Genomic DNA, 21,998 nt, shown 5'->3' on the forward strand with positions numbered 1-21,998 from the left:
GACTCGGGGCTACTCTCTACGCACCGACGGACGGTCGCCCATCCCCCAGCGCCCCGTCGGGACATCGATCACCGCTCCAGATCCAGATTCAGACCCAGCTTCAGATCCAAGATCCAAGATCCAGATCAAGATTCAGATCCAAACCCACGCTCACGGAGGCCCGTTATGGGCACCATCGTCATGTCCGGGACTGTCGTCCTGGTGATCTTAGGATTCGGAAACCACCTCTACTGGCTGGCCGCCGTCGCCGTGCTGTTCCTGTACCTGCAGTACGGCCGGAACGCCTCCGCGTCGGGCGGGGGAGCCGCGGGAGCCGGGGGAGGGTCCTCGTCGGGAGGATCCATGCCCTCGGACTACCGGGCCTACCGCGATCGCCGTGACATGCAGGCCAAGTGGGAGCGCCGCTACCGCCGCGAGCGTCCCCTGGAGGCCCGTCGTCAGCAGCGCGAGAAGAGCAGCTGAGACGAACTCCGGTGGTAACCCTCCGGTGGTGACCCGAAAGGGGGTGCCCACGGTCACAGGCCGGGGGCGCCCCACACCGGGAACCAGCGGTTGAGGTCCTGCTCGATCCGCAGGTCGTTCGCGAGGGCCGCCTTCACCCGCAGTTCGAGCGGGTTGTCGCGCCGTTCCGCCGTGCCGGGCAGGGGTGCGAAGGGGTAGAAGGTGCCGCGCTTGTAGAGATAGACGAGGGCGAGCCGTCTGCCGTCCCGCTCGTCCTCGAACCCGGCCAGCGAGCACAGCAGCTGCGGCCCGAAGCCGTTGACCTCCATCGCGCTGTTCACCGCGTGCAGGTCGTTGACCAGGTCCGGCAGCTGGTCCGGCGTACGCCGGGAGACCAGCCACGAGTAGCCGTAGCCGTCCCGGGCCAGCCCCACCGGCCGGCCCTCGCGCTCGGCGTCCGCGTCGAGCAGCGCCTGGACCTCGCGGTGGGTCTGCTCGAAGGCCGCGCCCTCGACGGCGGCGAAGCACACCGCCCCGCTCCCGGTCGGCCGGAACCCGGCCGCCGCCTCCAGCGTCACCGCCGCCGACGGCAGCCCGAAGAGCTGGTCGAGATCGGGCGCGACCGGCTTGGTACGGCCGAGCAGAATGTCCAGCAGCCCCATGCTCACGCCCCTCCGGGAGCCGCTGCCTCGCCCAACTCGGCGGAGATCCGCCCCAGTTGTTCGAGCCGCTGCTCCAGGCTCGGGTGGGTCGAGAAGAGCTGCGCGACGCTGGGCTCGCGGCCGAACGCCGGCGTGAAGTAGAAGGCGTTGAAGGCCTGCGCCGTCCGCAGGTCCTTGGTCGGGATCCGGGCGATGTCGCCGGAGACCTTGGTGAGCGCGGACGCCAGCACCGAGGGCCGTCCGGTGAGCAGCGCCGCAGCCCGGTCGGCGGCCAGCTCCCGGTACCGGGACAGAGCCCTGATCAGCAGGAAGCTGATCGCGTACACGGCCGCCGACACACCCATCACGGCGGCGAAGACGACCGCCGTGTTCTGGTACCGGCGTCCGCCGCCGAACAGCTGCGAGTAGAAGGCGAACCGCACGATCAGCCCCGCGATCACACCGAGGAACGACGCGACCGTGATCACGGCGACGTCCTTGTGCGCCACGTGCGACAGCTCGTGCGCGAGCACCCCCTCCAGCTCGTCCGGCTCCAGCCGCCGCAGCAGCCCCGTGGTCACGCAGACCACGGCATGATCGGGATTCCGCCCGGTGGCGAACGCGTTCGGCATCTCCATGTCCGAGACGGCGACGACGGGCTTGGGCATGTCGGCGATGGCGCACAACCGGTCGACGACCCCGTGCAGCTCGGGATACTCCTCCCGCTCCACGACCCGCCCGCGCATCGCGAACAGCGCGACCCGGTCGGAGAACCAGTACTGGGCCCCCAGCAGCCCCGCCGCCACCACCACGACCAGCACCCATGACTTCAGCAACACGATCAACGCGGCGACGAACCCCACGTACAACAACCCGAGGAGAAACAGCGTGACCCCCATCCGGGCGGTCAACCGCCGGTCACTCCGGAAGCGGCTCCGCATCTCGCATCACCCCGCGCGCACTCAGGCACTCGTCCCACTGCCCAGTGTGCATCGACACCGCCCCATGAAGCGGTCCCGAAGGACCCTAGGACAGGCAAAAGGTCCCGGTGGATCCGTGGAACCGTCGACTCGTGGGCCGGTCGACTCGTGGGCCCGTGGACCCTTGGACCAGCGGACCGTGGATCCGTGGATTCCAGCGGCTCAGCTCGGGTGACTCAGCCCGGCTTCCCACTTCTTCCGGCGCAGCACGTACTCGTCGAAGAGCCGTTCGCAGCGGTCGAGCAGTGCCGCCACCTCCGCCTCCCCGCGCGGTACGTCGGCCGACGGATGCCACCGCCGAACGGCCTGCTCGGCCCGGCCACGCAGCTTCGGATCCGCGTCGTCCAGCAGCTCCACCGCCGCCCGCAGCGGCACGATCCCGGGCCCCGCGCACAGGAGTCGGAACGCGGCGGTACGCACATGCCGGGGCCACCGGACCCCGATGCGCTCCATCAGCCACTCCGAGGGCAACCGCCGCGCGGACGGCAGCAGCGAGACGGCTGTCTCGCCCACGACACCGGGGTCGGAGTCGTCCAGCAGCGGCCGCAGTCGCGCCACATCCGACACGTCCAGCACGCGCAGACCGGCCACCGCCCGCGCCCGCACCGCGGGCACCGGATGCGCGAGCAGCGGCCACAGCATCCCGGCGTCCGCTCGCTCCCCGCACTCCGCGAGCCCGATGACGGCGCCGGGCGGCAGCGCCGGATCGCCCGGGTCCGAGCACCGACCCCGGTACAGCGGCAGCGGATCGCCGCCGAGCCGACGTACGACATAGCGGGCACAGGCCCGCACCACCGCGGACCGATCGACCAGGAACCGCTCCGCTTCGGCAGCCCGCCCGACCCTCCTCAGCGCCGTGACACCGGCCGAGCGGGCGCGCGGATTGCGGGCGGCGAGCAGAGGCTGGAGTACGTCGTCGTCCGCGTCCGCCGGTACGGCCTTCAGCGCGGCCTCCGCGCACAGCGTCTGGACGACGGCGTCGGTGTCCCGGGCGGCCGCGCGGGCCAGCTGTGCGGGGGAGAGGAGCCGTTCCTCGACGGCAAGGCGGTAGGCGAACCGGCGTACCGTGCGGTCGGCGGCGGTGCAGAGCGGCACGAGCCGCTCGCCGGACACCCCGCGCAGCACCTCGCCGAGCAGGTCCACACCGAAGGCACCCCGCTCACGACGCCCCACGAGCAGGATCAGCGGCGCGAGCGCGACGGCGGCGTCCACGTCGAGGGCCGCGCGCAGCAACTCCCGGGCACCCTCACGGACGGGCTGCGCCCAGTCGGTGGCGCGGATGACGATCAGCGGCAGGAGACCGGGGTACGCCCCCGACCGGCGCACCGCGCGCTCGCGGACACGGCCGTCCCGGTGGCAGAGGGCGAGCGCGAGCCGGGACTCGTCGAGCCCGGCGAGATCGGCGGGCAACGGAGCGACGCACTCCCACTCCGGCAACGCTTCCGCCCGATACCAGGCCACCATCCGCGCCCCCGCGTCCAGCGCGAGCCACTCCCCTGGATCGGCGACAGCGAGGGCATCCCCGAGCGACACACCCCCGGCCAGCCGAACCGCCGCCACCTCGCCCCGCCTGATGTCCTCGCGCATGCCCCCCACCCCGCCCTACCTGCCGTATCGGCTGATCGTAGGGCGCTCAGCGGGGACCGGTCGCGCGAAATACGCCCCGGCCATTACGCCTCGGCTAATAGGACCCGCGGAAGTTGATGTACCCGAGCAGGACGATCACCGCCGCGACGATCCCCAGCACGACCACCGTGGAGATCCAGCCCGAGCGGCGGTGCTGCCGTGCCACATGCTCGGGGTCGGCGCGGAAGGGCACCGGCCCGGGAGGGTTCTCCTTCCAGCGGGCGGCGAGCATCCGGGCCCGGGCCGAGGGCTCCTTGTGCTCGGCGTTGTCCGCCCACTTCAGGTCGAACTCGCGCTCCTGGTCGTCCTGTTCGTGCTCCGGCATCCCGTCCACCCCCGTGTCGTCTCACCGGCAGAATAGAACATACGCCCGCGCCCCCGCTGTCGTCACAACAGCGGGGGCGCGGGCGCCATGCCTCGGTCGGATGCCGATCAGACGCCGGTCACGCGGCGGTCGGACCGGTCGCCGATCACACGTCGAAGTAGAGCTCGAACTCGTGCGGGTGCGGACGCAGCTGCAGCGGCGCGATCTCGTTCGTCCGCTTGAAGTCGATCCACGTCTCGATCAGGTCCGGCGTGAAGACGTCGCCCTGGAGGAGGAACTCGTGGTCGGCCTCGAGGGAGTCGAGGACGGCCGGGAGGGAGGTCGGGACCTGCGCGACGTTGGCGTGCTCCTCGGGAGCCAGCTCGTAGAGGTCCTTGTCGATCGGCTCGGCCGGCTCGATCTTGTTCTTGATGCCGTCGAGGCCCGCGAGGAGGAGGGCCGAGAAGGCGAGGTACGGGTTGCCGGAGGAGTCGGGCGCGCGGAACTCGACGCGCTTGGCCTTCGGGTTGGAACCCGTGATCGGGATACGCATCGCGGCGGAGCGGTTGCGCTGCGAGTACACCAGGTTGATCGGCGCCTCGAAGCCCGGCACCAGGCGGTGGTACGAGTTCACCGTCGGGTTGGTGAAGGCCAGCAGCGACGGGGCGTGCCGCAGGATGCCGCCGATGTAGTAGCGGGCGGTGTCCGACAGGCCCGCGTAGCCGGCCTCGTCGTAGAAGAGCGGCTGGCCGCCGGTCCACAGCGACTGGTGCACGTGCATGCCCGAGCCGTTGTCACCGAAGATCGGCTTCGGCATGAAGGTCGCCGTCTTGCCGTTGCGCCAGGCGACGTTCTTCACGATGTACTTGAAGAGCTGCAGGTCGTCGGCGGCCGCGAGCAGCGTGTTGAACTTGTAGTTGATCTCGGCCTGGCCGGCGGTGCCCACCTCGTGGTGCTGGCGCTCGACCTTCAGGCCGGCGGCCTCCAGCTCCAGGGAGATCTCGGCACGCAGGTCGGCGAAGTGGTCGACCGGCGGGACCGGGAAGTAACCGCCCTTGTAGCGGACCTTGTAACCACGGTTGTCCTCGAGGGCGCCGGTGTTCCAGGCGCCCGCCTCGGAGTCGATGTGGTAGAAGGACTCGTTCGACGACGTGGCGAACCGCACGCTGTCGAAGACGTAGAACTCGGCCTCGGGACCGAAGTAGGCGGTGTCCGCGATACCGGTCGACGCGAGGTAGGCCTCGGCCTTCTTCGCCACGTTGCGCGGGTCACGGGAGTACTGCTCGCCCGTGATCGGGTCGTGGATGAAGAAGTTGATGTTGAGCGTCTTGTCCCGGCGGAAGGGGTCCACCCGGGCCGTCGACAGGTCGGCACGGAGCGCCATGTCGGACTCGTGGATCGCCTGGAAACCGCGGATCGACGATCCGTCGAAGGCGAGCTCCTCGTCCGGGTCGAACGCCTCGACGGGCACCGTGAAGTGCTGCATGACGCCCGGCAGGTCGCAGAAGCGGACGTCGACGAACTTGACGTCCTCGTCCGCGATGAACTTCTTGGCCTCGTCGGCGTTCTGGAACATCCAGCTCCTCCTACTCCCGACCGTCCGCGCCGGGGTGGTAGTTCGTTCGTGCGGCCAGTGCGGTGGCACACGCTGTCTTCGACCCTAGGGACGGGTGATTTCTCAAGCGTGACCCATTTGTTTCGCCCACGTTAACCGGACATCCCGTACCGCACCCCACCTGTCCGTATCGCAAAACGCGCACAGTACCGTGGACGCGTGGACAAGAGGCAAGCAATCGGATCCTGGCTCTCGGGGCCCCGTGCGGCCGCCGAGGACGCCGGTGTCGACTTTGGATACCGAGGGGAACAGCTCGGTCTGCCGGAGGAGGGGCCGGGGTCGATCGCCCGCCCGGGACGCCGGCTCGGCGCACTCGCCGTCGACTGGGGCATCTGCGTCTTGATCGCATACGGTCTTATCACCGACGGTTACGGCCAGGCGACCAGCAACTGGGCTCTGCTCCTGTTCTTCCTGATGAGCGCCCTGACTGTCGGCACCATCGGGTTCACTCCGGGTAAGCGACTCTTCGGCCTGCGCGTCGTCGTCCTGGAGACCGGCACCGTGAACCCGCTGCGCGCCCTGCTGCGGACGGCCCTGCTGTGCGTCGCCGTCCCGGCCCTGATCTGGGACCGCGACGGCCGCGGACTGCACGACCGGCTGGCTCGGACCGTCGAGGTACGGATCTGACCGCTCCGACCCGCCTGTGATCCTGGCCACGGGACGCTCCAACTCCCAGGAGATTCAGTGGTGTTGAGCGGAATGTGAGTAAGGTGCTGCGCCATGAGCGCAACACGACGCGAGGTCGTGCGGGATGTCATCGCCGACACGGCTCCGGGTGAGCTCGTTCTGCTCGACGGCATGCGGTCCCTCAGCGACCGGCACGTCACGGACGTGATGACACGCCGGGGCAACGGCCCGGACACCCTCGGCTTCGGAGTGACGGACGCCGTCGTCCTCGTCACCCCCGTGGTGTGGCTGGTGGTGAACGAGGTGGTCCGGCACGGGGTGGGCGTGGCCACGGACAGCGCGCTGGCCCGTCTCAAGGGTCCGCTGCGCAGGCTGCTGCGCCGGTCCGACGACTCGGAGACCGTGCCCGCGCTGACCGCGCCGCAGCTGGAGGCCGTCCACGCGCGCGTGCTGGAGCTGGCGGCCGAGGCCGGGATGGTGCGGGAGAACTCGAGGTCCCTCGCCGACGCGGTGGTGTCCCGCCTCGCCCGCGAGGCCGCCGCCGGCACCGGACGCGGCGAGGTCGGCTCCGGCACCGGGGCGGAGGAGCCGCCGGACGCCGGCGAGACGGCCCGCGCCACGCGCTGAACCCCCGGGACGGACCACGGTGAACCACGGGGAGAACCGGTGGAACGCGGGCAAGGGCACGACACGGCGCTTCATGGTGCTGCTCTTCGTCCTCCTGTCGTCCTGCCTCACCATGCTCGACCGGGCGGCGCTGGCCGTACGGTCCGAGCCCACCTTCCGCGGATGCGTCCGCGCGTCCGGAGGGGACCCCGACGCGCCGGTGTGGCGGGTCAACCTCTCGATCTGGTTCGACGACGCCTTCGAGGACTGCCGGGTCCAGGTCGCTGGGGAAGCGCTGCGCCTGGCGCTGCTCGGGACGGCGGCCGTCGTCCTCGTCGCCCTGCTGGTCTACTGGCTGATCCCCATCTGGCGGATCCGCCGCGGCCGTCTGCTGCCCGCGGCGGACTTCGACGAAGTCGCTGCCCCGGCGAGAAGCGCACCCCCTGAGCCCGCCCCGGTCCTGCCGCCCGCCGAGAGCACCTGGTTCGATCTGCGTACCCACATGCAGCGGATGGCGCAGGAGATGGCGCAGGAGGCGGCTGCCCGGGATACGCCGAAGCCGAAAGAACCGCTGTCGCGGCACCTGGCCAGGCTGACCGCCCGGGCCGAGGTGAGCCGCGAGCCCCGCTTCGTCGTCGACATGCGCCGGGGCAAGGCCACCACGGCTGTCGCCTTCGGCCGCGCCGGCCGCTATGTCGTGGCCCTCCCGGCGGCCCTGCTCAAGGAGCGCACGGACAACCCGGGGAACTTCGAAGCCGTGGTCCTGCACGAGCTGGCCCACATCCGCAACCGTGACGTGGACATCACCTACCTCACCGTCGCGCTCTGGCGGACCTACTGCGTCCTGGTGCTCCTTCCCTACGCCGTGCTCCAGAGCTGGCTGGTCTTCCAGGAGACCGTGCTGGGCCGGAACCACCTCTTCTGGGCCGACGCCGCACCCTGGCTGGGCGAGGTGCTGTTCGCCGCGTTCCTCGTGGCCCAGGTGCAGCTGAGCCGCGCCGACGTGCTGCGCAGCCGTGAGCTGTGCGCCGACCTGGACGCCGTGGCCTCCGGCGCCGACACGGCCGTATGGCGGCACCATGCGGTGCTCCTGGACGGGAGTGGCCTGAGCCGGCTGCCCGAGTGGGCGTCGTCGGCGATCGGCTGGTTCACGGGCCTGTGGCGCACCCACCCGGACTGGGGTCACCGGTACCGCGCGATCAGCCGGTCCGAGCCGAGCGACCCCGGCGGCAACTGGCTCCAGGCGGTCCTCTTCCTCACCTCGCTCCTCGTCCTGATCCGTGTCCCGATCGCGCAGTCGCGGTCCTGGGCCGATGACGTGCTCAAAACGGCGATCTACGTGGCCGTCCCGCTGCTGGTGGCGACCTGGTTCGCGGTCAGACCGCCCAAGGACGGACGCGGACAGGACAGTCGCGGAAAGGACAAGCCCAAGGAGCCGGGCAGTCCGCCGAGGGACCGGCTCACGCCGTATGCCTACGCGTACTCGTACACCGCGTCGGGACACCCCGTCCGCCGGACGGAGCCCGTCGCCGCCCGCGGTGCGGAGCCCACGCCGCGCCGGGAACGGCGTTCCCTCCGGCCCAAGATCCTCGTCGGGGTCGCCATCGGTGCCCTCCTCGCCCTGGACCCGCTGTCCGTGGGGACCGCCGACACCGGTGATCGCAGCAGTACCGCTCTGTTCGAGGCGATGAAGAGGCTGCCGCGCGCATACCAGCCCGAACCGGCGCCGACGGCGGACGAGAAGACCCGCGCCCAGGTGACCGACTGGTCCGAGAACGGTGGCCGCAAGGCCCTCACCGGGCTGACGCGAGCTCTCGACAGACGGTCGTCCGGCCTGACGGCCATGGCCGACAAGGGCCCGGACCGGTACGTGCCCGCCGTGCCCGCGGGCTACTGCCCGGCCCTACGGAAGGCCCTGGTCGCCGCCGACGAGCAGCCGCGTTATCCGGAGCCCCGAGGCCGGAGGTCCTGGGAGAGCGCGCTGAAGCACGCACGCAGCGGCGCCGCCGTCCTGTGCGCGCCCGGCCTGGCGGAGGCACCGCCGGAGCAGGTCTTCGCCCTGGAGCTGGACTTCCTCACGGCCAAGACGGCGCTGGGGTCATTCCGCCTGCAGGTGGGGGCCTACGGGGGCGGCCTGCCCAGCGACCCCCTGCCGTCGCCCTCCGCGTGGTAGACACCGAATGTCAACGGGCCGTTCCGGAATCCGTGGATTCCGGAACGGCCCGTTCATGGCTGGGGGGGGCGCCCTAGCGAGCCTTCGGCCCGCCCTTCGGCAGCTTCATGCCCTTCGGCATGGGCCCCTTCGGCAACGGCATGTTGCTCATCAGGTCGCCCATGGCCTTCAGCCGGTCGTTGGTGGCGGTCACCTGGGGACCGGTCAGCACGCGCGGCAGCTTCAGCATGGTGGTCCGCAGCTTCTGCAGCCCGACCTGGCCCTCGCCCGTGCCCACGATCAGGTCGTGCACCGGCACGTCCGCCACGATGCGGTTCATCTTCTTCTTCTCGGCGGCCAGCAGGCTCTTCACCCGGTTCGGGTTGCCCTCGGCGACCAGCACGATGCCGGCCTTGCCGACGGCCCGGTGGACCACGTCCTGGCTGCGGTTCATCGCCACCGCGGGGGTCGTCGTCCAGCCCCGGCCGATGTTGTCCAGCACGGCCGCGGCTGCGCCCGGCTGGCCCTCCATCTGCCCGAAGGCGGCCCGCTCGGCCCGGCGCCCGAACACGATCGCCGTCGCGAGGAAGGCGAGGAGCAGGCCCAGGATGCCGAGATAGATGGGGTGACCGATCAAGAAACCGATCGCGAGGAAGACACCGAAGGTGACGATTCCGACAGCCGCGAGTACAAGACCGATCTTCTTGTCGGCCCTGCGGGTCATCTTGTAGGTCAGAGCGATCTGCTTGAGTCGCCCGGGATTCGCAGCGTCCGCTGCCGTGTCCTTCCTCGCCATGGCACGAAGTCTACGTGGCCCCGGGAGTGCCGACGACGGCAGTGCCTCGGGGGAGGGGTCAGGGGTGGACGGAGGTGGCCTGGTCCAGGACGCGCTGTGCCTCGACCCGGTCCTTGGCGCGACGGCGGTCCTCCAGCACGGACGTCCAGGCGTTGCGACGGGCGGTGCGCTGGCCGCTGCTCATCAGCAGCGACTCGACGGCACGGAGTGCAGTGGTGAAGGACGGGATGGCGGTGGCGCGAACGGGCGCGGCCTGCATGGTGGAGGTCCCCCCTCGGGATGGCGGCTTCGGTGAGCGGTGTACGGGGTGTGCAACCAGCGTCACTGATTGGTGTTACCAGGGCGTGACCGACCGGTCAAACACCAATGAAGCCTTGATGTGCCGCCCGAAAAGCTTGACGCGGCCCTGATGGCCCCCCTATCTGCGGGGACGTCCAGGACCGCGTCAATCGGCGGCTACCGGGGGGTAGTTGCTTGTGCGCAGATTCACACGCGCTTGGTGGCACTCCGTGCCATCAGACGGCCTGCGAGGCGACGTAGGAACCTCGCTTCTCGACGGCCATCTGGTACAGCCGCCCGGCGCGGTACGAGGAGCGCACCAGCGGACCGGACATCACGCCGGAGAAGCCGATCTGCTCGGCCTCCTCCTTCAGCTCCACGAACTCCTGCGGCTTGACCCAGCGCTCCACGGGGTGGTGCCGGACGCTCGGGCGCAGGTACTGCGTGATGGTGACCAGCTCGCAGCCCGCGTCGTGCAGCTGCTTCAGCGCCTCGCTGACCTCCTCGCGGGTCTCGCCCATGCCGAGGATCAGGTTGGACTTGGTGACCAGGCCGTAGTCGCGGGCCTCGGTGATGACCTTCAGGGAGCGCTCGTAGCGGAAGCCGGGGCGGATGCGCTTGAAGATCCGCGGGACCGTCTCGACGTTGTGCGCGAAGACCTCGGGGCGGGAGGCGAAGACCTCCTCCAGCAGCTCCGGTACGGCGTTGAAGTCGGGGGCGAGCAGTTCGACCTTGGTGCGGCCGGCCTCGCGGGAGGCGGTCTGCTCGTGGATCTGGCGGACCGTCTCGGCGTACAGCCAGGCGCCGCCGTCCTCCAGGTCGTCGCGGGCGACGCCGGTGATGGTGGCGTAGTTCAGGTCCATGGTGACCACGGACTCGCCGACGCGGCGCGGCTCGTCGCGGTCGAGCGCCTCGGGCTTGCCGGTGTCGATCTGGCAGAAGTCGCAGCGCCGGGTGCACTGGTCGCCGCCGATGAGGAAGGTCGCCTCGCGGTCCTCCCAGCACTCGTAGATGTTCGGGCAGCCGGCTTCCTGGCAGACCGTGTGCAGGCCCTCGCTCTTCACCAGGCTCTGCATCTTGGTGTACTCGGGACCCATTTTCGCCCGGGTCTTGATCCACTCGGGCTTGCGCTCGATGGGGGTCTGGGCGTTCCTGACCTCCAGGCGCAGCATCTTGCGTCCGTCCGGTGAGACTGCGGACACGTCGGCTCCCTGTGCTTCGATTCGTCGGCGTACACCAGGGTACGCCCGTGCTTACTGAGCCCTGCCGTCAGGCCAACCCCGTCACCTCAGGGCTCATTCCCGGTCTCAGGCGGTCGCCTTCTCGATCTCCCGCGGCTTCAGGTCCGCGTTCTCCAGGACTTCCTTCAGGTGCCGCTCGACGACCGGCAGCACCTCGTCGATCGTGACGTCCCGGCCGAGTTCGGCCGCCAGCGAGGCGACCCCCGCGTCGCGGATCCCGCACGGGATGATCCTGTCGAACCACTTGTTGTCCGGGTTCACGTTCAGCGCGAAGCCGTGCATGGTCACGCCCTTCGCGACCCGGATCCCGATCGCCGCGATCTTGCGGTCCTCACGCCGCTGGCCGGCGTTGGAGGGGGCGTACTCGGGGCCGTTCAGGCGCGGGTCGAACTCCTCGTCGGTGAGCCGGGGGTCGAAGTCCAGGGCCAGACCGCCGACGGCGGGGCGCTGCTCCACCGGGTCGCCCAGGACCCACACCCCGCTCCGGCCCTCGACGCGGCTCGTCTCCAGGCCGAACTCCGCGCAGGTGCGGATCAGGGCCTCCTCCAGGCGCCGTACGTGCGCCACGACGTCCACCGGGCGCGGGAGCTTCTGGATCGGGTAGCCCACCAGCTGGCCCGGGCCGTGCCAGGTGATCTTGCCGCCGCGGTCCACGTCGACGACCGGCGTGCCGTCCAGGGGCCGCTCGTTGTCCGCCGTGCGCCGGCCCGCCGTGTAGACCGGGGGGTGTTCGAGCAGCAGGACCGTGTCGGGGATCTCGTCCTCGAACCGCGCCGCGTGCACCCGGCGCTGCTCGTCCCACGCCTCCTGGTACTCGACGGCGTCCGGGCCGAATCCCATGCGGACGAACCGCAATTCACTCACGGCAAGCCTCCCTCGAAGCCCTGGCAGGTCGTAAGGCACAAAGCGTGCCTACGCCACTGTACGACCGGCCCGTTCGGGTGAGGCCCCTCGGTCCGCGTCAGCCCAGTAGGGCAATCCTCACACGATCGGATGAATAGGCGGCGAAATGTGCGATCGGCTGCTTACTCTCCGCTACATTCGCGCCGTTCGAGAGTCCAAAAGGGCTGCTCACCGGCAATCCGGGCACTCGATGGCCGTATGGCTTTGCGAGGCCCGAAAGGCAGGAGACCGCACCGCAGATGACGGAACGACCCGCGCAGCGCACTCCCAACCGACAGCTCGCCGCGCTCATCGCAGAAGCGGGATTCTCCAACGCGGGTCTCGCCCGCCGGGTGGACCAGCTCGGCCTCGAACACGGGCTTGATCTCAGATACGACAAGACATCGGTCACCCGCTGGCTGCGCGGGCAGCAGCCACGCGGTACGACCCCGGCCCTCATCGCCGAGGTCTTCACCCGCCGCCTGGGCCGCCGGCTCACCGCCCAGGACCTCGGCCTCGACGCCTGCGCACCCGTGTACGCGGGGCTGGAGTTCGCCGCGACGCCCGAGGAGGCCGTCGACATCGTCAGCGGCCTGTGGCGCAAGGACTCCGGCAGCCACGCCGAGCTGCGCAAGATCGCCTTCACCCCGGCCGGGCTCGTGGTGCCCAGCCGGGACTGGCTCATCGGCCGCGCCGACGAGAAGGTCGCCCGCGGCGAGCCGATCGCCCGCGTCCCGGCCCAGGGCCGTCCGGCCGCCGTACCGCGCCAGCGCGGCCAGGCCGAGCGCGGTCCCGGGCAGAAGGTCACCGGCGGCGACATCGCCGCGCTGCGCTCGGTCGGCGAGCTGTTCCGCTCCCTCGACGACATGTACGGCGGCGGGCACGCCCGGCAGGCCCTCGTGCGCTACCTGGAGCACGAGTGCGAGCCGATGCTGCGCGGCACCTACGGCGAGCAGACCGGCCGCAAGCTGTTCGCGGCCGCCGCGGACCTGACGAGGCTCGCGGGCTGGACCTCCTTCGACATCGCGGCGCACGGGCTCGCCCAGCGCTACTTCGTGCAGTCGCTGCGCCTCGCGCAGGCGGCGGGGGACCGGGCGTACGGCTCCTACGTCCTCGTCACCATGAGCCGCCAGGCCGTCTACCTCGGGCACGGCCGTGAGGCCGTCCAGCTCGCGCGGGTGGCCCAGCAGGGCGTGGGGACCAGCGCGCCTCCGGTTGTGCAAGCCCTGCTGCACGCGTGTGAGGCGCGCGGGCACGGCGTACTGGGCGAGGTGCGCGCCTGCACGGCCTCCCTGGTCCGCGCCGAGCGCGCACTCGAGGCCGCGCGCCCCGGCGACGACGTCCCGTACTGGGCGCGCTTCTTCGACGAGGCGCAGCTTGCCGACGAGTTCGGCCACTCCCACCGGGATCTGCAGCAGTTCCGCGCGGCGGCCCAGCACGCCGAGCGCTCCCTGCAGCTCCGTGCCCCCTCCTACGCCCGTAGCCGCCTCTTCTGCCGCGTCGTCCTCGCCTCCGCCCGGCTGGGCCTCGGCGAACTCGACCAGGCCTGCGCGCTCGGTGCGGAGGCCGCCGGCCAGGCCGCGGAGATGCGGTCGGTGCGGGCGATCGAGTACGTCAAGGACTTCGAGCGGAGGTTGGAGCCGTATCGGGATGCGGCGCCGGTGCGGGGGTATCGCGACAAGGTCGCGGCATTCGGGTAGGGCATCGCCGTAACTGCGACCGGACGTATGCCCCGTGCGGCTTCGTCGTGGCTTGTCGCGCCCACGCGGCGGAGCCGCGCGTCGGCACAGTCCCGCGCCCCTCTCGGGGCGCGGGGCGACCCGTCGGCGCTATGCCGCCGCTCGTAAAGGTTCCGCCCTGTGCAGTGAGCCCGCCGCTCCCAGGTCCGCCAGGATGGCTGCCGCGGCGCGGTGGGCCGAGTGCAGGGCGCCCTGGACCGTGCTGGTGTCCCGGTGGTCCCCGCACACGTACAGGCCCGCCAGCAGCCGTACCGGGCGGCGCAGGTCGTGCGGTGCGCGCATCGCCGGGACGGCCTCGGGCGTGTGATGCACGGCGAGCGTCTCCCAGCGCGTCGTGGACGTGCCGTAGAGGCGGGACAGGTGCATCCGTACGGCCGTGTCGACGTCGGGCGGCGGTGTGCCCAGGACCGTCGAGGAGACCAGGGCCCGGCCCGCCGGCGCCCGGCTCGGGTCGACCTGGCTGATCACCGCCGTGTGCGCGACCGGACCGCCCCGGTCGGCGTCGAGCAGGAGCGAGGCGCCGGTCGTCGGCGGTTCGTCGGTCGTGTGGTGGACGACCGTCACCGGGTGGAAGTCCGGTACGCGCAACCCGGGCAGCAGTTCGGCGGCAGACCGCGCGTCCGTCGCCAGCAGGACGGCCCGGCACCGTATCTCGCCGTGCTCCGCGGTGGTCACCGACGTCGTGGCGACCGACGTGACCCGCACGCCGGTGTGCACGGTGCCCGGCGGCAACGCCTGCGCGAGCAGCTCCGGCAGTGCTTCGGCGCCGCCCTCGGGCACACACAGCCGGCCGCTCGCGAAGGCGCGCAGGGCGAGATCCGCGCACCGGCTGGACGTCGTCAGTTCCGGGTCGCACAGCAACGCGGCCAGCAGCGGCCGCAGGAAGCCGTCGATCGTCCGCGCGGGTACGCCCCGCGCCGCGAGGGCCTGCGCGGCCGGGGCCTCGGGGCGTGCCAGCAGTCGTTCGACGGGCGAGGAGGCGAGGCGGGCGAGCGCGGCTCCGAGCCGGGCCTGGTCGACGGCGGTGCCCAGCGGAGCGCCCGCGCGCACCCTCGGCACGGAGGTCTGCCCCGGAACGCCCCGCACGGCCGCCGACCGAGGGGCGCTCGCGAGGGCGCGCACCGCGTGGAGTGCGCCCCTCGCGCGCCTGGCGTGCCTCGCATTCATGGGGCCGGCCAGCGCACCCGCGCGGTGCCGGCGCCCGTCGCTGTGCAGCAGTACACCCGGCGCGAAGGGACGCAGCTCGAGTGCGTCGAGACCGGGTGTCAGACGTAGGTCGGGATATGCCATCAAGGGCATGGACAAGAGCTGGCCGATCCTGTCGAGCCGGAACCCGTCGATCTTCTCGGTCGCCATGCGGCCGCCCGCGCACGGGGCTGCCTCCAGGACCGCGGTCGTTACTCCTGCGCTGGTCAGTCGATGCGCCGCGGAGAGTCCGGCGACCCCGGCTCCCACGATGACGACGTCCGCCTGGTACGCGGGCTCAAGCACGTGCCCCTCCTCGAGGTTGCGCGGCCGGTGGAGACGTCATGCCCCCAACAGGCTCCGGGGATACCCGAGTTCGGGTCGAGGTTAGGGCCGTGATCGGTCAGGAACAGTCGCGCATCGACAGAGCACGGTCGCACAGCGGTCGCATGCGGACACGGAGTGGGACCTTCCTTTGCTTGGCTCCGGGCCGCCCTTTACCCGGCCGCTGCCCGGATAGCTCCCTCGATCTCCGGGAAAGCGAAGGTGAACCCCGACTCCGACAACCGTGTGGGCAGCACCCGTTGGCTGCCGAGCACGTCCCCCGCCATCTCGCCGAGCACCGTCCGCAGCACCGGCGCCGGAACCGTGAAGAGCGTCGGCCGGTGCAGCACCCGGCCCATCGCCTCGGTGATCTCACGGTTCGTCAGCGGATGCGGGGCGGTCACATTGAACGGGCCCGACAGATCGTCCCGGTCGATCAGATGCCGGATGGCGGCCACCTCGTCGTGCAGCGAGACGAAGGACCAGTACTGCCGCCCGTCCCCCATCCGCCCGCCCAGGCCGGCCTTGAACAGCGGGAACAGCCGCCCCCAGGCCCCGCCCTCGCGCGCCACGACCAGCCCCGTGCGAGTGAACACCGTCCGTACGCCCGCCTCCTGCGCGGGAGCCGCGGCGCCCTCCCAGTCCACCACCAGCGAGGGCAGGAAGCCTTCCCCGGGTGGCGCGCTCTCGTCGACGGTCCGCTCGCCGGTCTCGCCGTAGTAGCCGATCGCGCTGCCGTTGAGGAAGACCCGCGGCCGCTCCTCGGGCGGCAGCGACGCCACGGCCTGCGCGAGCGCCCTCGTGCCCAGCACTCGGCCGCACCGCAGCTTCGCCTTGTACGCCTCCGTCCAGCGGCGCGAACCCACGTTCGCCCCGGCCAGATTGACCACCGCCTCGCACCCGGCGAGCCCCGCCGCGTCCACGGTCCCGCCCTCCGGATCCCACCGCACCTCGTCCTTGGACCCGGGGGTGCGACGCACCAGCCGCACCACTTCGTGCCCGTCGGCGCGCAGGGACCGGACGAGAGCGCTGCCGATGAGGCCGGAGGATCCCGCCACGGCGATTCTTGAACGTTCCATGATGTCATCCTGCCGCTGACCGCATAAAACCCCGGACAAGACCGCGGTCGGGTTCCCGCGCCCGGGTCATAGGGTGGCGCTCATGCCCGAGTCCCGCCAGTCGCCGTACATACGCGCCGCTCTGCCGGACGACGAGGAGGAGCTGTCCCTTCTCGACCGTCGCACGTGGTCGTACCTGCATTCGGTCATGCCGCAGCCGCGGCCGCCCTACCCGCCGTTCTTCGACGAACGCCACGCCCCCGACGACCACCTCGTCGCCGAGCTCGACCGCCGCATCGTCGGCTATGTCCGCCTGGGCTTCCCCACCTCGCTCGCGGTCAACGCGCATGTGCGGCAGATCCAGGGGCTCGCCGTCGCCGACGAGGCGCGTGGCCTCGGTGTCGGGCGGGCCCTGATCCGCGCGGCCGTCGAGGAGGCCCGGCGCAGGGGCGCCCGCCGAATCACCCTGCGCGTCCTCGGCCACAACACGCCGGCCCGCAAGTTGTACGAGTCCGAGGGGTTCGTGGTGGAGGGGGTGCTGCCGGAGGAGTTCTTCCTCGGAGGGCAGTACGTGGACGACGTGATCATGGGGCAGGGGCTCTGACCGAGGGGCCCTGGCTGAGGGCTCCGACTGGCTGACGGGCGGTCAACACGCGCCGCTCCCGCCTGCCCGCATTCCCGCCTGCCCGATTGTCAGGACGTGACGAGATCCCCCGTGTCCACGGCTGCCGTCGCGTCGGCCGCGCGCTTCGCGTCTGCGGCGACCTCCGCCGCCGTCAGGACGTAGCCGGTCTCGTCGTCGGAGGTGGAGCGGGCGAAGACGACGCCGAACACCTTGCCGTCGGTGGTCAGCAGGGGGCCGCCGGAGTTGCCGGGGCGGACGGTGGAGCGGATCGAGTAGATCTCGCGGGTGACGGTGTCGTCGTTGTAGATGTTCTGGCCGGTCGCCCGTACGCGGTTCGCGACCGTCGCCGCCTGCAGGTTCAGGTCGCCGTCCTCCGGGTAGCCCGCGACGACGGCGGAGTCGCCGCGGGCGGCGTCGTCGTCGAACCGCAGGACGGGGGCGCGCAGGTCGGGCACGTACAGCACCGCCACGTCCCGCGCCGGATCGAACAGCACCACCCGGGACTCGTACGACCGCCCGACGCCGCCGACCCGGACGCCGGGCTCGTCGATGCCGGCCACGACGTGGGCGTTGGTCATCACGTGCCGCGGGGCGTAGACGAAGCCGCTGCCCTCGCGGCCCTGGGTGCCCGAGACGCCCTCGATCTTGACGGTGCTGCGCTTGGCGGCGTCCGTCGCGGCCGCCGTGACGCTGTCGCCGGTGGGCTTGGCGACCTCCGCCGTCGACTCGTTCTCGAAGGGGTTGAAGACCTGGGGGAAGCCCGCCTCGGTGAGCGCGGAGGTGGCTCGCGAGAACCAGGCGGGTGTCGTGTCCGGCATGGCGTCCTGCACGGTCCCGAGGAGGCGGGAGTCCCGGATCGCCGACGTGAGCAGCGGGGAGGAGGACGCGGCGAGAACGCTCGCGGCCACCCACGCCACGATCAGCACGGCCACCGAGTTGGCCACGGCCCCGCCGACGCCGTCGGCCACCCTGAGCGGCCCCCGGTCCAGCTCCCGGCGCAGCCGCAGTGCCAGCCGCCCCGCCAGCTCGTGCACGACCACCGCCGGGACCAGCACCGTGAGCACCGCGGTCACGGTCGCCTGCGTCGTACCCGGTGTGACCAGGTCCATCATCCACGGCAGGATCCATACGCCGATCACCGCGCCGCCGACGAAGCCGGCCAGCGAGACGCAGCCGGCCACCAGTCCACGCCGGTAGCCGGACGCCGCGTAGGCCAGGATCACCAGCAACAACAGGATGTCGAGCAGGTCCACGGAGCCGCCTTTCTCTCGGACCCCTTAGTACGCGCGCGAGGCGCCTGTTGATCAGCACACGCGTGCGCGCCGCCCGGAACCGGCCACGCTGCGTGCACCTGGAGAAACGCCCTGGACCGGGACGATGGTTCCACCGGGTGGCACACCACACATCGCGGGCGGACCGGATCCGTCGGACAGTAGGACCATGCGTGTCTTCCGACGGGTCACCCGACGGGTCTTCCGGAGAACACGGGGGAGACGAAGACCACGTGCCGTACGAATACCTTGGGCTGCGCGGACATGGGGGGTGACGGGGGCCCGGAGTGGTGCGGTGGGGGTCGAGGGGGTGGGGGAGGTCGCGCGTGGGCCGGGAGCCGGGCGCGTCGAGAGGGCGGAGCGCGAGGCGGGGGCTGCCGGGGCGGGGAGAGGCAGAGGTGCGGAAGCGCTGCCTTCCTGGGGCCCGGAGGAGCCGACTGCGCGAGGAGAGTCGGGGGAAGAGCCCGTCGGGCGAGAAGAACCGGCTGTGCGAGAGCAGCATGCCGGAAGGGAAGCGCCGACGGTTCGAGATGAGCCGGGCGTGCGCGGTGAGTCGGCCGGGGAAGACGTGCGGGAAGAGCCCGCCCTGCGTGCCGGCCGGCGCCTCCGAACCCGGCGCCCCCGAACCCGACACCCCCGAACCCGCCGCCTCCACCCCCTCACCGGCCGCCCCGTCCCCGCCCCCCTCCTCGTGCTCCTCGGCTGTCTCCCCGGTCTCGCCGCCGTTCTCGCGCTGGTGCTGTGTGCGAGTGGGGTCGAGCGGGCGGACGTGGCGGCCGGGCGGGGTGTCGTGGCTCGGCAGGCTGCCTCGTACCAGGCGCCCCGGCCGGACATCGTGCCGAGGTCGGCCTGGCTGGACGAGGACACCCGGCACGCCCAGCCGCCCCCGCGCTACGACGACAAGGTCGTCGCCGTCTTCGTCCACCACACCGACTCGCCCAACGGCTACGACTGCGCCGACTCGCCCCGCATCATCCGCTACCTGTACGCCGGCCAGACCGGCTCCCGGCACTGGGACGACATCGGCTACAACTTCCTCGTCGACCGCTGCGGCACCATCTACGAGGGCCGTGCGGGCGGCGTCGACCGGGCCGTCACCGGCGCCCACACCCAGGGCTTCAACCACCGCACCACCGGCATCGCCGCCCTCGGCACCTTCACGGCCGGCGTGGCCGTACCGAAGGCGATGACCGAGGCGATCGCAGCGCTGGCCGCCTGGAAGCTGGGGCTCTCCCACACCGACCCGCGCGCGGAAGTCCGCCTGACCTCCAGCAACAGCTTCAGCCGCTACGCCTCCGGCACCAAAGCCACGCTCCCCGCCCTGGCCGGCCACGACGACGGCTACATGACCAGCTGCCCGGGCGCCGCCCTCACCGCCCGCCTCCCCGAGATCCGACAACTGGCGGCACACCTGCAGGGCAGAACCACGTAACAGAGGCAGAAGCCCGTACCCCCAACACCCGTACGCCCCCCCCGTCACCCCGTCACCGACGCCCGAGATAAACCCCCAACGCCCGCTGCAACACCTTCCCCTGGCTCCCCACCGGCAGCTCCCACTCCCCGAGGTACTCCACCGCCCGGCCGCCCGTCCCCGTCTTGAAGCGCAGGCGTCCCAGCAGGCGGTCCTCGGTGAGGGAGGGGGTGATGGAGCGCAGGTCGTAGGTCTCGGCGCCCGCCGCCCGGGCGTCGAGCAGCATGCGCCACAACAGTGCGCTGCTGGGCCGCAGTTGCCGCCCCCGGCGGCCGGACGCGGCGTACGAGTGCCAGACGCGGGAGCCGACGTTGATCATGAGGGCGGCGGAGAGCACCTCACCGTCGTACTCGGCGAGATAGAGCCGCAGCCGGTCGTCGTCCTCGGCGTTCAGGGCCTTCCACATGCGCCCGAAGTACTCCGGTGGGCGGGCCTTGAAGCCGTCGTGGGCGGCCGTCGCGGTGTACAGGCGGTAGAACTCCGGCAGGTCCGCCGCCGAGCCCCAGGAGACCCGGACGCCCGCCGCCTCGGCCGTACCGAGCGACTGTTCCCAGTGCGGGGCGAGAGCGCCGCGCAGCTCGTCCACCGAGCGTCCCGCCAACGGGATCTCACAGCCGTAGCGCGGCTGACCGAGCCCGAAGCCGCTGCCGTCGTCCTCCGCGCACCGCCGCCACCCGAGCCGCCGCAGCCGGTCGGCGACATCGAGCGCGTATCCGTCGATGCCGGCCGCCGGCAGATCGCGCAGATGACGTACGCCGGGGTCGGTGATGCCCGCCGCCACGGTGGCCGCGTCCCAGTGCCGTACGACGAGGGGCGGTCCGATCCGGACCGAGAACGCCCCGATCCGTCTCAGGTGGGCGACGAGCGGGTCCAGCCACTCCTCCAGGCGCGGAGCACGCCAGTCGATCGCGGGGCCGTCGGGGAGGTAGGCGAGATAGCGCCGGGTCCCGGGCAGCGGCCGGTACAGCACCAGCGCTGTCGCGATCATCTCCTCGCCGTCGAACCAGCCGACGCTCTCCGGCAGCCAGTCCGGCTTCACGTCACCCCACTCGGGGATCTGGAGATGGCTCGCGTCGGGATACCGCCGTAGATGGGCGAGGTGTTCCGCGCGCGGTATCTCCCGCACGAACAGGCTGGTCATGGGCAGGGTGCTCCTGGTCGGGGCGGCCACCGTAAACCGGGGATCACCGGATGGGTCAAGAGTTCACGGGTGAACGGCGGCCGACGGACACCAGAACTCCGCGTGTGCCCGGCTGTCCTCACAGGTTTCTCGTAGCCGGCTCAAGGATCACCCCGAGGCAGGGTTCCTATCGTCGTGCACACGCACTGACCGGAGGTGGGGATCATGAGCAGCAGTGGTGACAACAGCAGGGGCGGGGCCAGGGGCATCAGCAGCGCGCGCGTCTGGACGGTGGTCTGCGCGGTCGCGACCGTCGTCCTGGGCCCGGCCGCCGTCACGGCGTCGGCGCTCGACCAGGCCAACAGGGCGCCGATGTACCACGCCGTGAAGGCCGACCAGGCCCAGGCGTACATCCCGTCGGAGCCGAGCCGCAGGCGGGCAGCCGTGGCCTGAGGGTCAGTCCCGTCCGTCCTTGAACCGTTCCCAGAGCCTGGGCAACCGTTCCGCCAGCGCCCGTTCGTTCTCGAAGTCCACCGGCGTGCCCACCGGTTCCGGGGGCGCGGGCGGGATGCCGAGGTCGGGGGCGACCGTGCCGGTGAGCTGTTCGTAGGCCTCGTCGGCCGCGTAGCCCAGTTCCTCGGCGTCGCCGTCGAACTCCTCGTCGAAGTCGTCCAGCAGATCGGCGAGCGAGTCGGGGTCGTGCACGCCGCCCTCGTACACCTCGCGGCCCTGGCCGATCAGCCAGCACCGGAAGAAGTCGAACGCGTCGTCGCTGGCCCCGTCCAGCAGGACCCAGGCGGCGGCCCAGAGGTCCCAGGTGTAGGCGCGGTTGTAGCGGGCCTCGAAGTGACGGGCGAAGTCCAGGACCATCTCCGGGTCCAGCGCCAGGAGCCGGTCCACCAGCAGGTCGGCCTGCTCCTCGGGGTCGCCCTCGGCGGTCTCCCGGCTTCCGTCGATCAGCTCCCAGAACTCCGTCTCGTCCATCACGGGTCAAGCATCGGTCCTGGAGGGGTGG

22 protein-coding genes are annotated in these 21,998 nt (G+C 71.5%); 8 read left to right on the forward strand and 14 right to left on the reverse strand.

The annotated features are described in order from the left end of the window. The first annotated feature begins 165 nt into the window (after nucleotides 1-165). Nucleotides 166-462, forward strand: coding sequence for a hypothetical protein (locus ABD932_RS41060; RefSeq protein ID WP_345021249.1), 297 nt, complete (start codon nucleotides 166-168; stop codon nucleotides 460-462). A gap of 53 nt (nucleotides 463-515) precedes the next feature. Here ABD932_RS41060 and pspAB read toward each other — a convergent pair whose 3' ends face one another. From pspAB to glnA, 5 genes are all read right to left on the reverse strand, one after another. Further along, nucleotides 516-1,103 (reverse strand): PspA-associated protein PspAB, encoded by a 588-nt coding sequence (gene pspAB / locus ABD932_RS41065; protein WP_345021251.1) that lies wholly within the window; start codon nucleotides 1,101-1,103, stop codon nucleotides 516-518. A gap of 2 nt (nucleotides 1,104-1,105) precedes the next feature. Beyond that, a complete protein-coding gene (htpX, locus tag ABD932_RS41070) occupies nucleotides 1,106-2,023 on the reverse strand; it encodes a zinc metalloprotease HtpX (RefSeq protein WP_345021252.1) in 918 nt (305 codons plus the stop codon). Nucleotides 2,024-2,224: 201 nt separating this feature from the next. After that, nucleotides 2,225-3,649, reverse strand: coding sequence for a HEAT repeat domain-containing protein (locus ABD932_RS41075; protein WP_345021253.1), 1,425 nt, complete (start codon nucleotides 3,647-3,649; stop codon nucleotides 2,225-2,227). 94 nt (nucleotides 3,650-3,743) lie between these two features. Next, on the reverse strand, nucleotides 3,744-4,013 hold the full coding sequence (locus tag ABD932_RS41080) for an SCO2583/SCO2584 N-terminal domain-containing protein (RefSeq protein WP_345021255.1): 270 nt from the start codon (nucleotides 4,011-4,013) through the stop codon (nucleotides 3,744-3,746). A 145-nt stretch (nucleotides 4,014-4,158) separates the two neighbouring features. Further along, on the reverse strand, nucleotides 4,159-5,568 hold the full coding sequence (glnA, locus tag ABD932_RS41085; protein WP_126391718.1) for a type I glutamate--ammonia ligase: 1,410 nt from the start codon (nucleotides 5,566-5,568) through the stop codon (nucleotides 4,159-4,161). A gap of 198 nt (nucleotides 5,569-5,766) precedes the next feature. Here glnA and ABD932_RS41090 point away from each other — a divergent pair, with 198 nt between their 5' ends. The 3 genes from ABD932_RS41090 to ABD932_RS41100 all read left to right on the forward strand — a co-directional run bounded on the left by ABD932_RS41090 (nucleotide 5,767) and on the right by ABD932_RS41100 (nucleotide 9,013). After that, nucleotides 5,767-6,234, forward strand: a complete 468-nt coding sequence (locus ABD932_RS41090) for an RDD family protein (protein ID WP_126391716.1) — start codon at nucleotides 5,767-5,769, stop codon at nucleotides 6,232-6,234. A gap of 93 nt (nucleotides 6,235-6,327) precedes the next feature. After that, complete coding sequence (locus ABD932_RS41095; RefSeq protein WP_345021258.1) at nucleotides 6,328-6,861, forward strand: hypothetical protein; 534 nt, start codon at nucleotides 6,328-6,330, stop codon at nucleotides 6,859-6,861. 19 nt (nucleotides 6,862-6,880) lie between these two features. Then, a complete protein-coding gene (locus tag ABD932_RS41100) occupies nucleotides 6,881-9,013 on the forward strand; it encodes a M56 family metallopeptidase (protein WP_345021260.1) in 2,133 nt (710 codons plus the stop codon). Nucleotides 9,014-9,086: 73 nt separating this feature from the next. On the opposite strand, the gene ABD932_RS41105 is transcribed toward ABD932_RS41100, so the two are convergent. The 4 genes from ABD932_RS41105 to lipB all read right to left on the reverse strand — a co-directional run bounded on the left by ABD932_RS41105 (nucleotide 9,087) and on the right by lipB (nucleotide 12,172). Then, the gene (locus ABD932_RS41105) at nucleotides 9,087-9,788 is read right to left on the reverse strand and encodes a DUF4191 domain-containing protein (RefSeq protein WP_126391714.1); all 702 of its coding nucleotides are present in this window, start codon (nucleotides 9,786-9,788) and stop codon (nucleotides 9,087-9,089) included. Between the two features lie 58 nt (nucleotides 9,789-9,846). Then, a complete protein-coding gene (locus ABD932_RS41110; protein ID WP_093908068.1) occupies nucleotides 9,847-10,047 on the reverse strand; it encodes an SCO2195 family GlnR-regulated protein in 201 nt (66 codons plus the stop codon). Nucleotides 10,048-10,303: 256 nt separating this feature from the next. After that, nucleotides 10,304-11,269: a lipoyl synthase gene (gene lipA / locus ABD932_RS41115; protein WP_345021262.1), complete on the reverse strand. Its 966-nt coding sequence runs from the start codon at nucleotides 11,267-11,269 to the stop codon at nucleotides 10,304-10,306. A gap of 105 nt (nucleotides 11,270-11,374) precedes the next feature. Further along, nucleotides 11,375-12,172, reverse strand: a complete 798-nt coding sequence (gene lipB / locus ABD932_RS41120) for a lipoyl(octanoyl) transferase LipB (protein WP_345021264.1) — start codon at nucleotides 12,170-12,172, stop codon at nucleotides 11,375-11,377. Between the two features lie 278 nt (nucleotides 12,173-12,450). On the opposite strand from lipB, the gene ABD932_RS41125 reads away from it, so the two are divergent. Further along, complete coding sequence (locus tag ABD932_RS41125) at nucleotides 12,451-13,890, forward strand: NsdA family TPR-like regulatory protein (RefSeq protein WP_345021266.1); 1,440 nt, start codon at nucleotides 12,451-12,453, stop codon at nucleotides 13,888-13,890. Between the two features lie 129 nt (nucleotides 13,891-14,019). Here the strand turns inward: ABD932_RS41125 and ABD932_RS41130 are convergent, their stop codons facing one another. Both ABD932_RS41130 and ABD932_RS41135 read right to left on the reverse strand, forming a co-directional pair. Then, entirely contained in the window at nucleotides 14,020-15,420 is a 1,401-nt protein-coding gene (locus tag ABD932_RS41130) for an NAD(P)/FAD-dependent oxidoreductase (protein ID WP_345021268.1), read from the reverse strand. A 191-nt stretch (nucleotides 15,421-15,611) separates the two neighbouring features. Next, a complete protein-coding gene (locus ABD932_RS41135) occupies nucleotides 15,612-16,517 on the reverse strand; it encodes a TIGR01777 family oxidoreductase (RefSeq protein ID WP_345021270.1) in 906 nt (301 codons plus the stop codon). 82 nt (nucleotides 16,518-16,599) lie between these two features. Here ABD932_RS41135 and ABD932_RS41140 point away from each other — a divergent pair, with 82 nt between their 5' ends. Beyond that, nucleotides 16,600-17,100, forward strand: a complete 501-nt coding sequence (locus tag ABD932_RS41140; protein WP_345021271.1) for a GNAT family N-acetyltransferase — start codon at nucleotides 16,600-16,602, stop codon at nucleotides 17,098-17,100. A gap of 89 nt (nucleotides 17,101-17,189) precedes the next feature. Here the strand turns inward: ABD932_RS41140 and ABD932_RS41145 are convergent, their stop codons facing one another. Then, complete coding sequence (locus ABD932_RS41145) at nucleotides 17,190-18,374, reverse strand: MarP family serine protease (protein ID WP_345021273.1); 1,185 nt, start codon at nucleotides 18,372-18,374, stop codon at nucleotides 17,190-17,192. Nucleotides 18,375-18,960: 586 nt separating this feature from the next. Here ABD932_RS41145 and ABD932_RS41150 point away from each other — a divergent pair. Next, on the forward strand, nucleotides 18,961-19,824 hold the full coding sequence (locus tag ABD932_RS41150; RefSeq protein WP_425587589.1) for a peptidoglycan recognition protein family protein: 864 nt from the start codon (nucleotides 18,961-18,963) through the stop codon (nucleotides 19,822-19,824). 52 nt (nucleotides 19,825-19,876) lie between these two features. On the opposite strand, the gene ABD932_RS41155 is transcribed toward ABD932_RS41150, so the two are convergent. Then, nucleotides 19,877-21,004, reverse strand: coding sequence for a lipid II:glycine glycyltransferase FemX (locus ABD932_RS41155; protein WP_345021275.1), 1,128 nt, complete (start codon nucleotides 21,002-21,004; stop codon nucleotides 19,877-19,879). 204 nt (nucleotides 21,005-21,208) lie between these two features. Between ABD932_RS41155 and ABD932_RS41160 the strand changes: the two genes are divergently transcribed. Beyond that, nucleotides 21,209-21,436 (forward strand): hypothetical protein, encoded by a 228-nt coding sequence (locus ABD932_RS41160; RefSeq protein WP_345021277.1) that lies wholly within the window; start codon nucleotides 21,209-21,211, stop codon nucleotides 21,434-21,436. A 3-nt stretch (nucleotides 21,437-21,439) separates the two neighbouring features. Here ABD932_RS41160 and ABD932_RS41165 read toward each other — a convergent pair whose 3' ends face one another. Next, nucleotides 21,440-21,967 carry a DUF4240 domain-containing protein gene (locus ABD932_RS41165; RefSeq protein ID WP_345021295.1) on the reverse strand — a complete coding sequence of 176 codons (528 nt, stop codon included), beginning with the start codon at nucleotides 21,965-21,967 and terminating at the stop codon, nucleotides 21,440-21,442. Nucleotides 21,968-21,998: the final 31 nt, after the last annotated feature.

The sequence above is a fragment of the Streptomyces shaanxiensis genome (assembly GCF_039537145.1).
In the GTDB taxonomy this organism is placed as follows: Bacteria; Actinomycetota; Actinomycetes; order Streptomycetales; family Streptomycetaceae; genus Streptomyces; species Streptomyces shaanxiensis.

Bases quoted from the DNA above. Each gene is read 5' to 3' on its own strand.
- ABD932_RS41060 (WP_345021249.1), top strand. From the start codon at position 166: ATGGGCACCATCGTCATGTCCGGGACTGTCGTCCTGGTGATCTTAGGA.
- pspAB (WP_345021251.1), bottom strand. From the start codon at position 1,103: ATGGGGCTGCTGGACATTCTGCTCGGCCGTACCAAGCCGGTCGCGCCC.
- htpX (WP_345021252.1), bottom strand. From the start codon at position 2,023: ATGCGGAGCCGCTTCCGGAGTGACCGGCGGTTGACCGCCCGGATGGGG.
- ABD932_RS41075 (WP_345021253.1), bottom strand. From the start codon at position 3,649: ATGCGCGAGGACATCAGGCGGGGCGAGGTGGCGGCGGTTCGGCTGGCC.
- ABD932_RS41080 (WP_345021255.1), bottom strand. From the start codon at position 4,013: ATGCCGGAGCACGAACAGGACGACCAGGAGCGCGAGTTCGACCTGAAG.
- glnA (WP_126391718.1), bottom strand. From the start codon at position 5,568: ATGTTCCAGAACGCCGACGAGGCCAAGAAGTTCATCGCGGACGAGGAC.
- ABD932_RS41095 (WP_345021258.1), top strand. From the start codon at position 6,328: ATGAGCGCAACACGACGCGAGGTCGTGCGGGATGTCATCGCCGACACG.
- ABD932_RS41105 (WP_126391714.1), bottom strand. From the start codon at position 9,788: ATGGCGAGGAAGGACACGGCAGCGGACGCTGCGAATCCCGGGCGACTC.
- ABD932_RS41110 (WP_093908068.1), bottom strand. From the start codon at position 10,047: ATGCAGGCCGCGCCCGTTCGCGCCACCGCCATCCCGTCCTTCACCACT.
- ABD932_RS41125 (WP_345021266.1), top strand. From the start codon at position 12,451: ATGACGGAACGACCCGCGCAGCGCACTCCCAACCGACAGCTCGCCGCG.
- ABD932_RS41135 (WP_345021270.1), bottom strand. From the start codon at position 16,517: ATGGAACGTTCAAGAATCGCCGTGGCGGGATCCTCCGGCCTCATCGGC.
- ABD932_RS41140 (WP_345021271.1), top strand. From the start codon at position 16,600: ATGCCCGAGTCCCGCCAGTCGCCGTACATACGCGCCGCTCTGCCGGAC.
- ABD932_RS41155 (WP_345021275.1), bottom strand. From the start codon at position 21,004: ATGACCAGCCTGTTCGTGCGGGAGATACCGCGCGCGGAACACCTCGCC.
- ABD932_RS41160 (WP_345021277.1), top strand. From the start codon at position 21,209: ATGAGCAGCAGTGGTGACAACAGCAGGGGCGGGGCCAGGGGCATCAGC.
- ABD932_RS41165 (WP_345021295.1), bottom strand. From the start codon at position 21,967: ATGGACGAGACGGAGTTCTGGGAGCTGATCGACGGAAGCCGGGAGACC.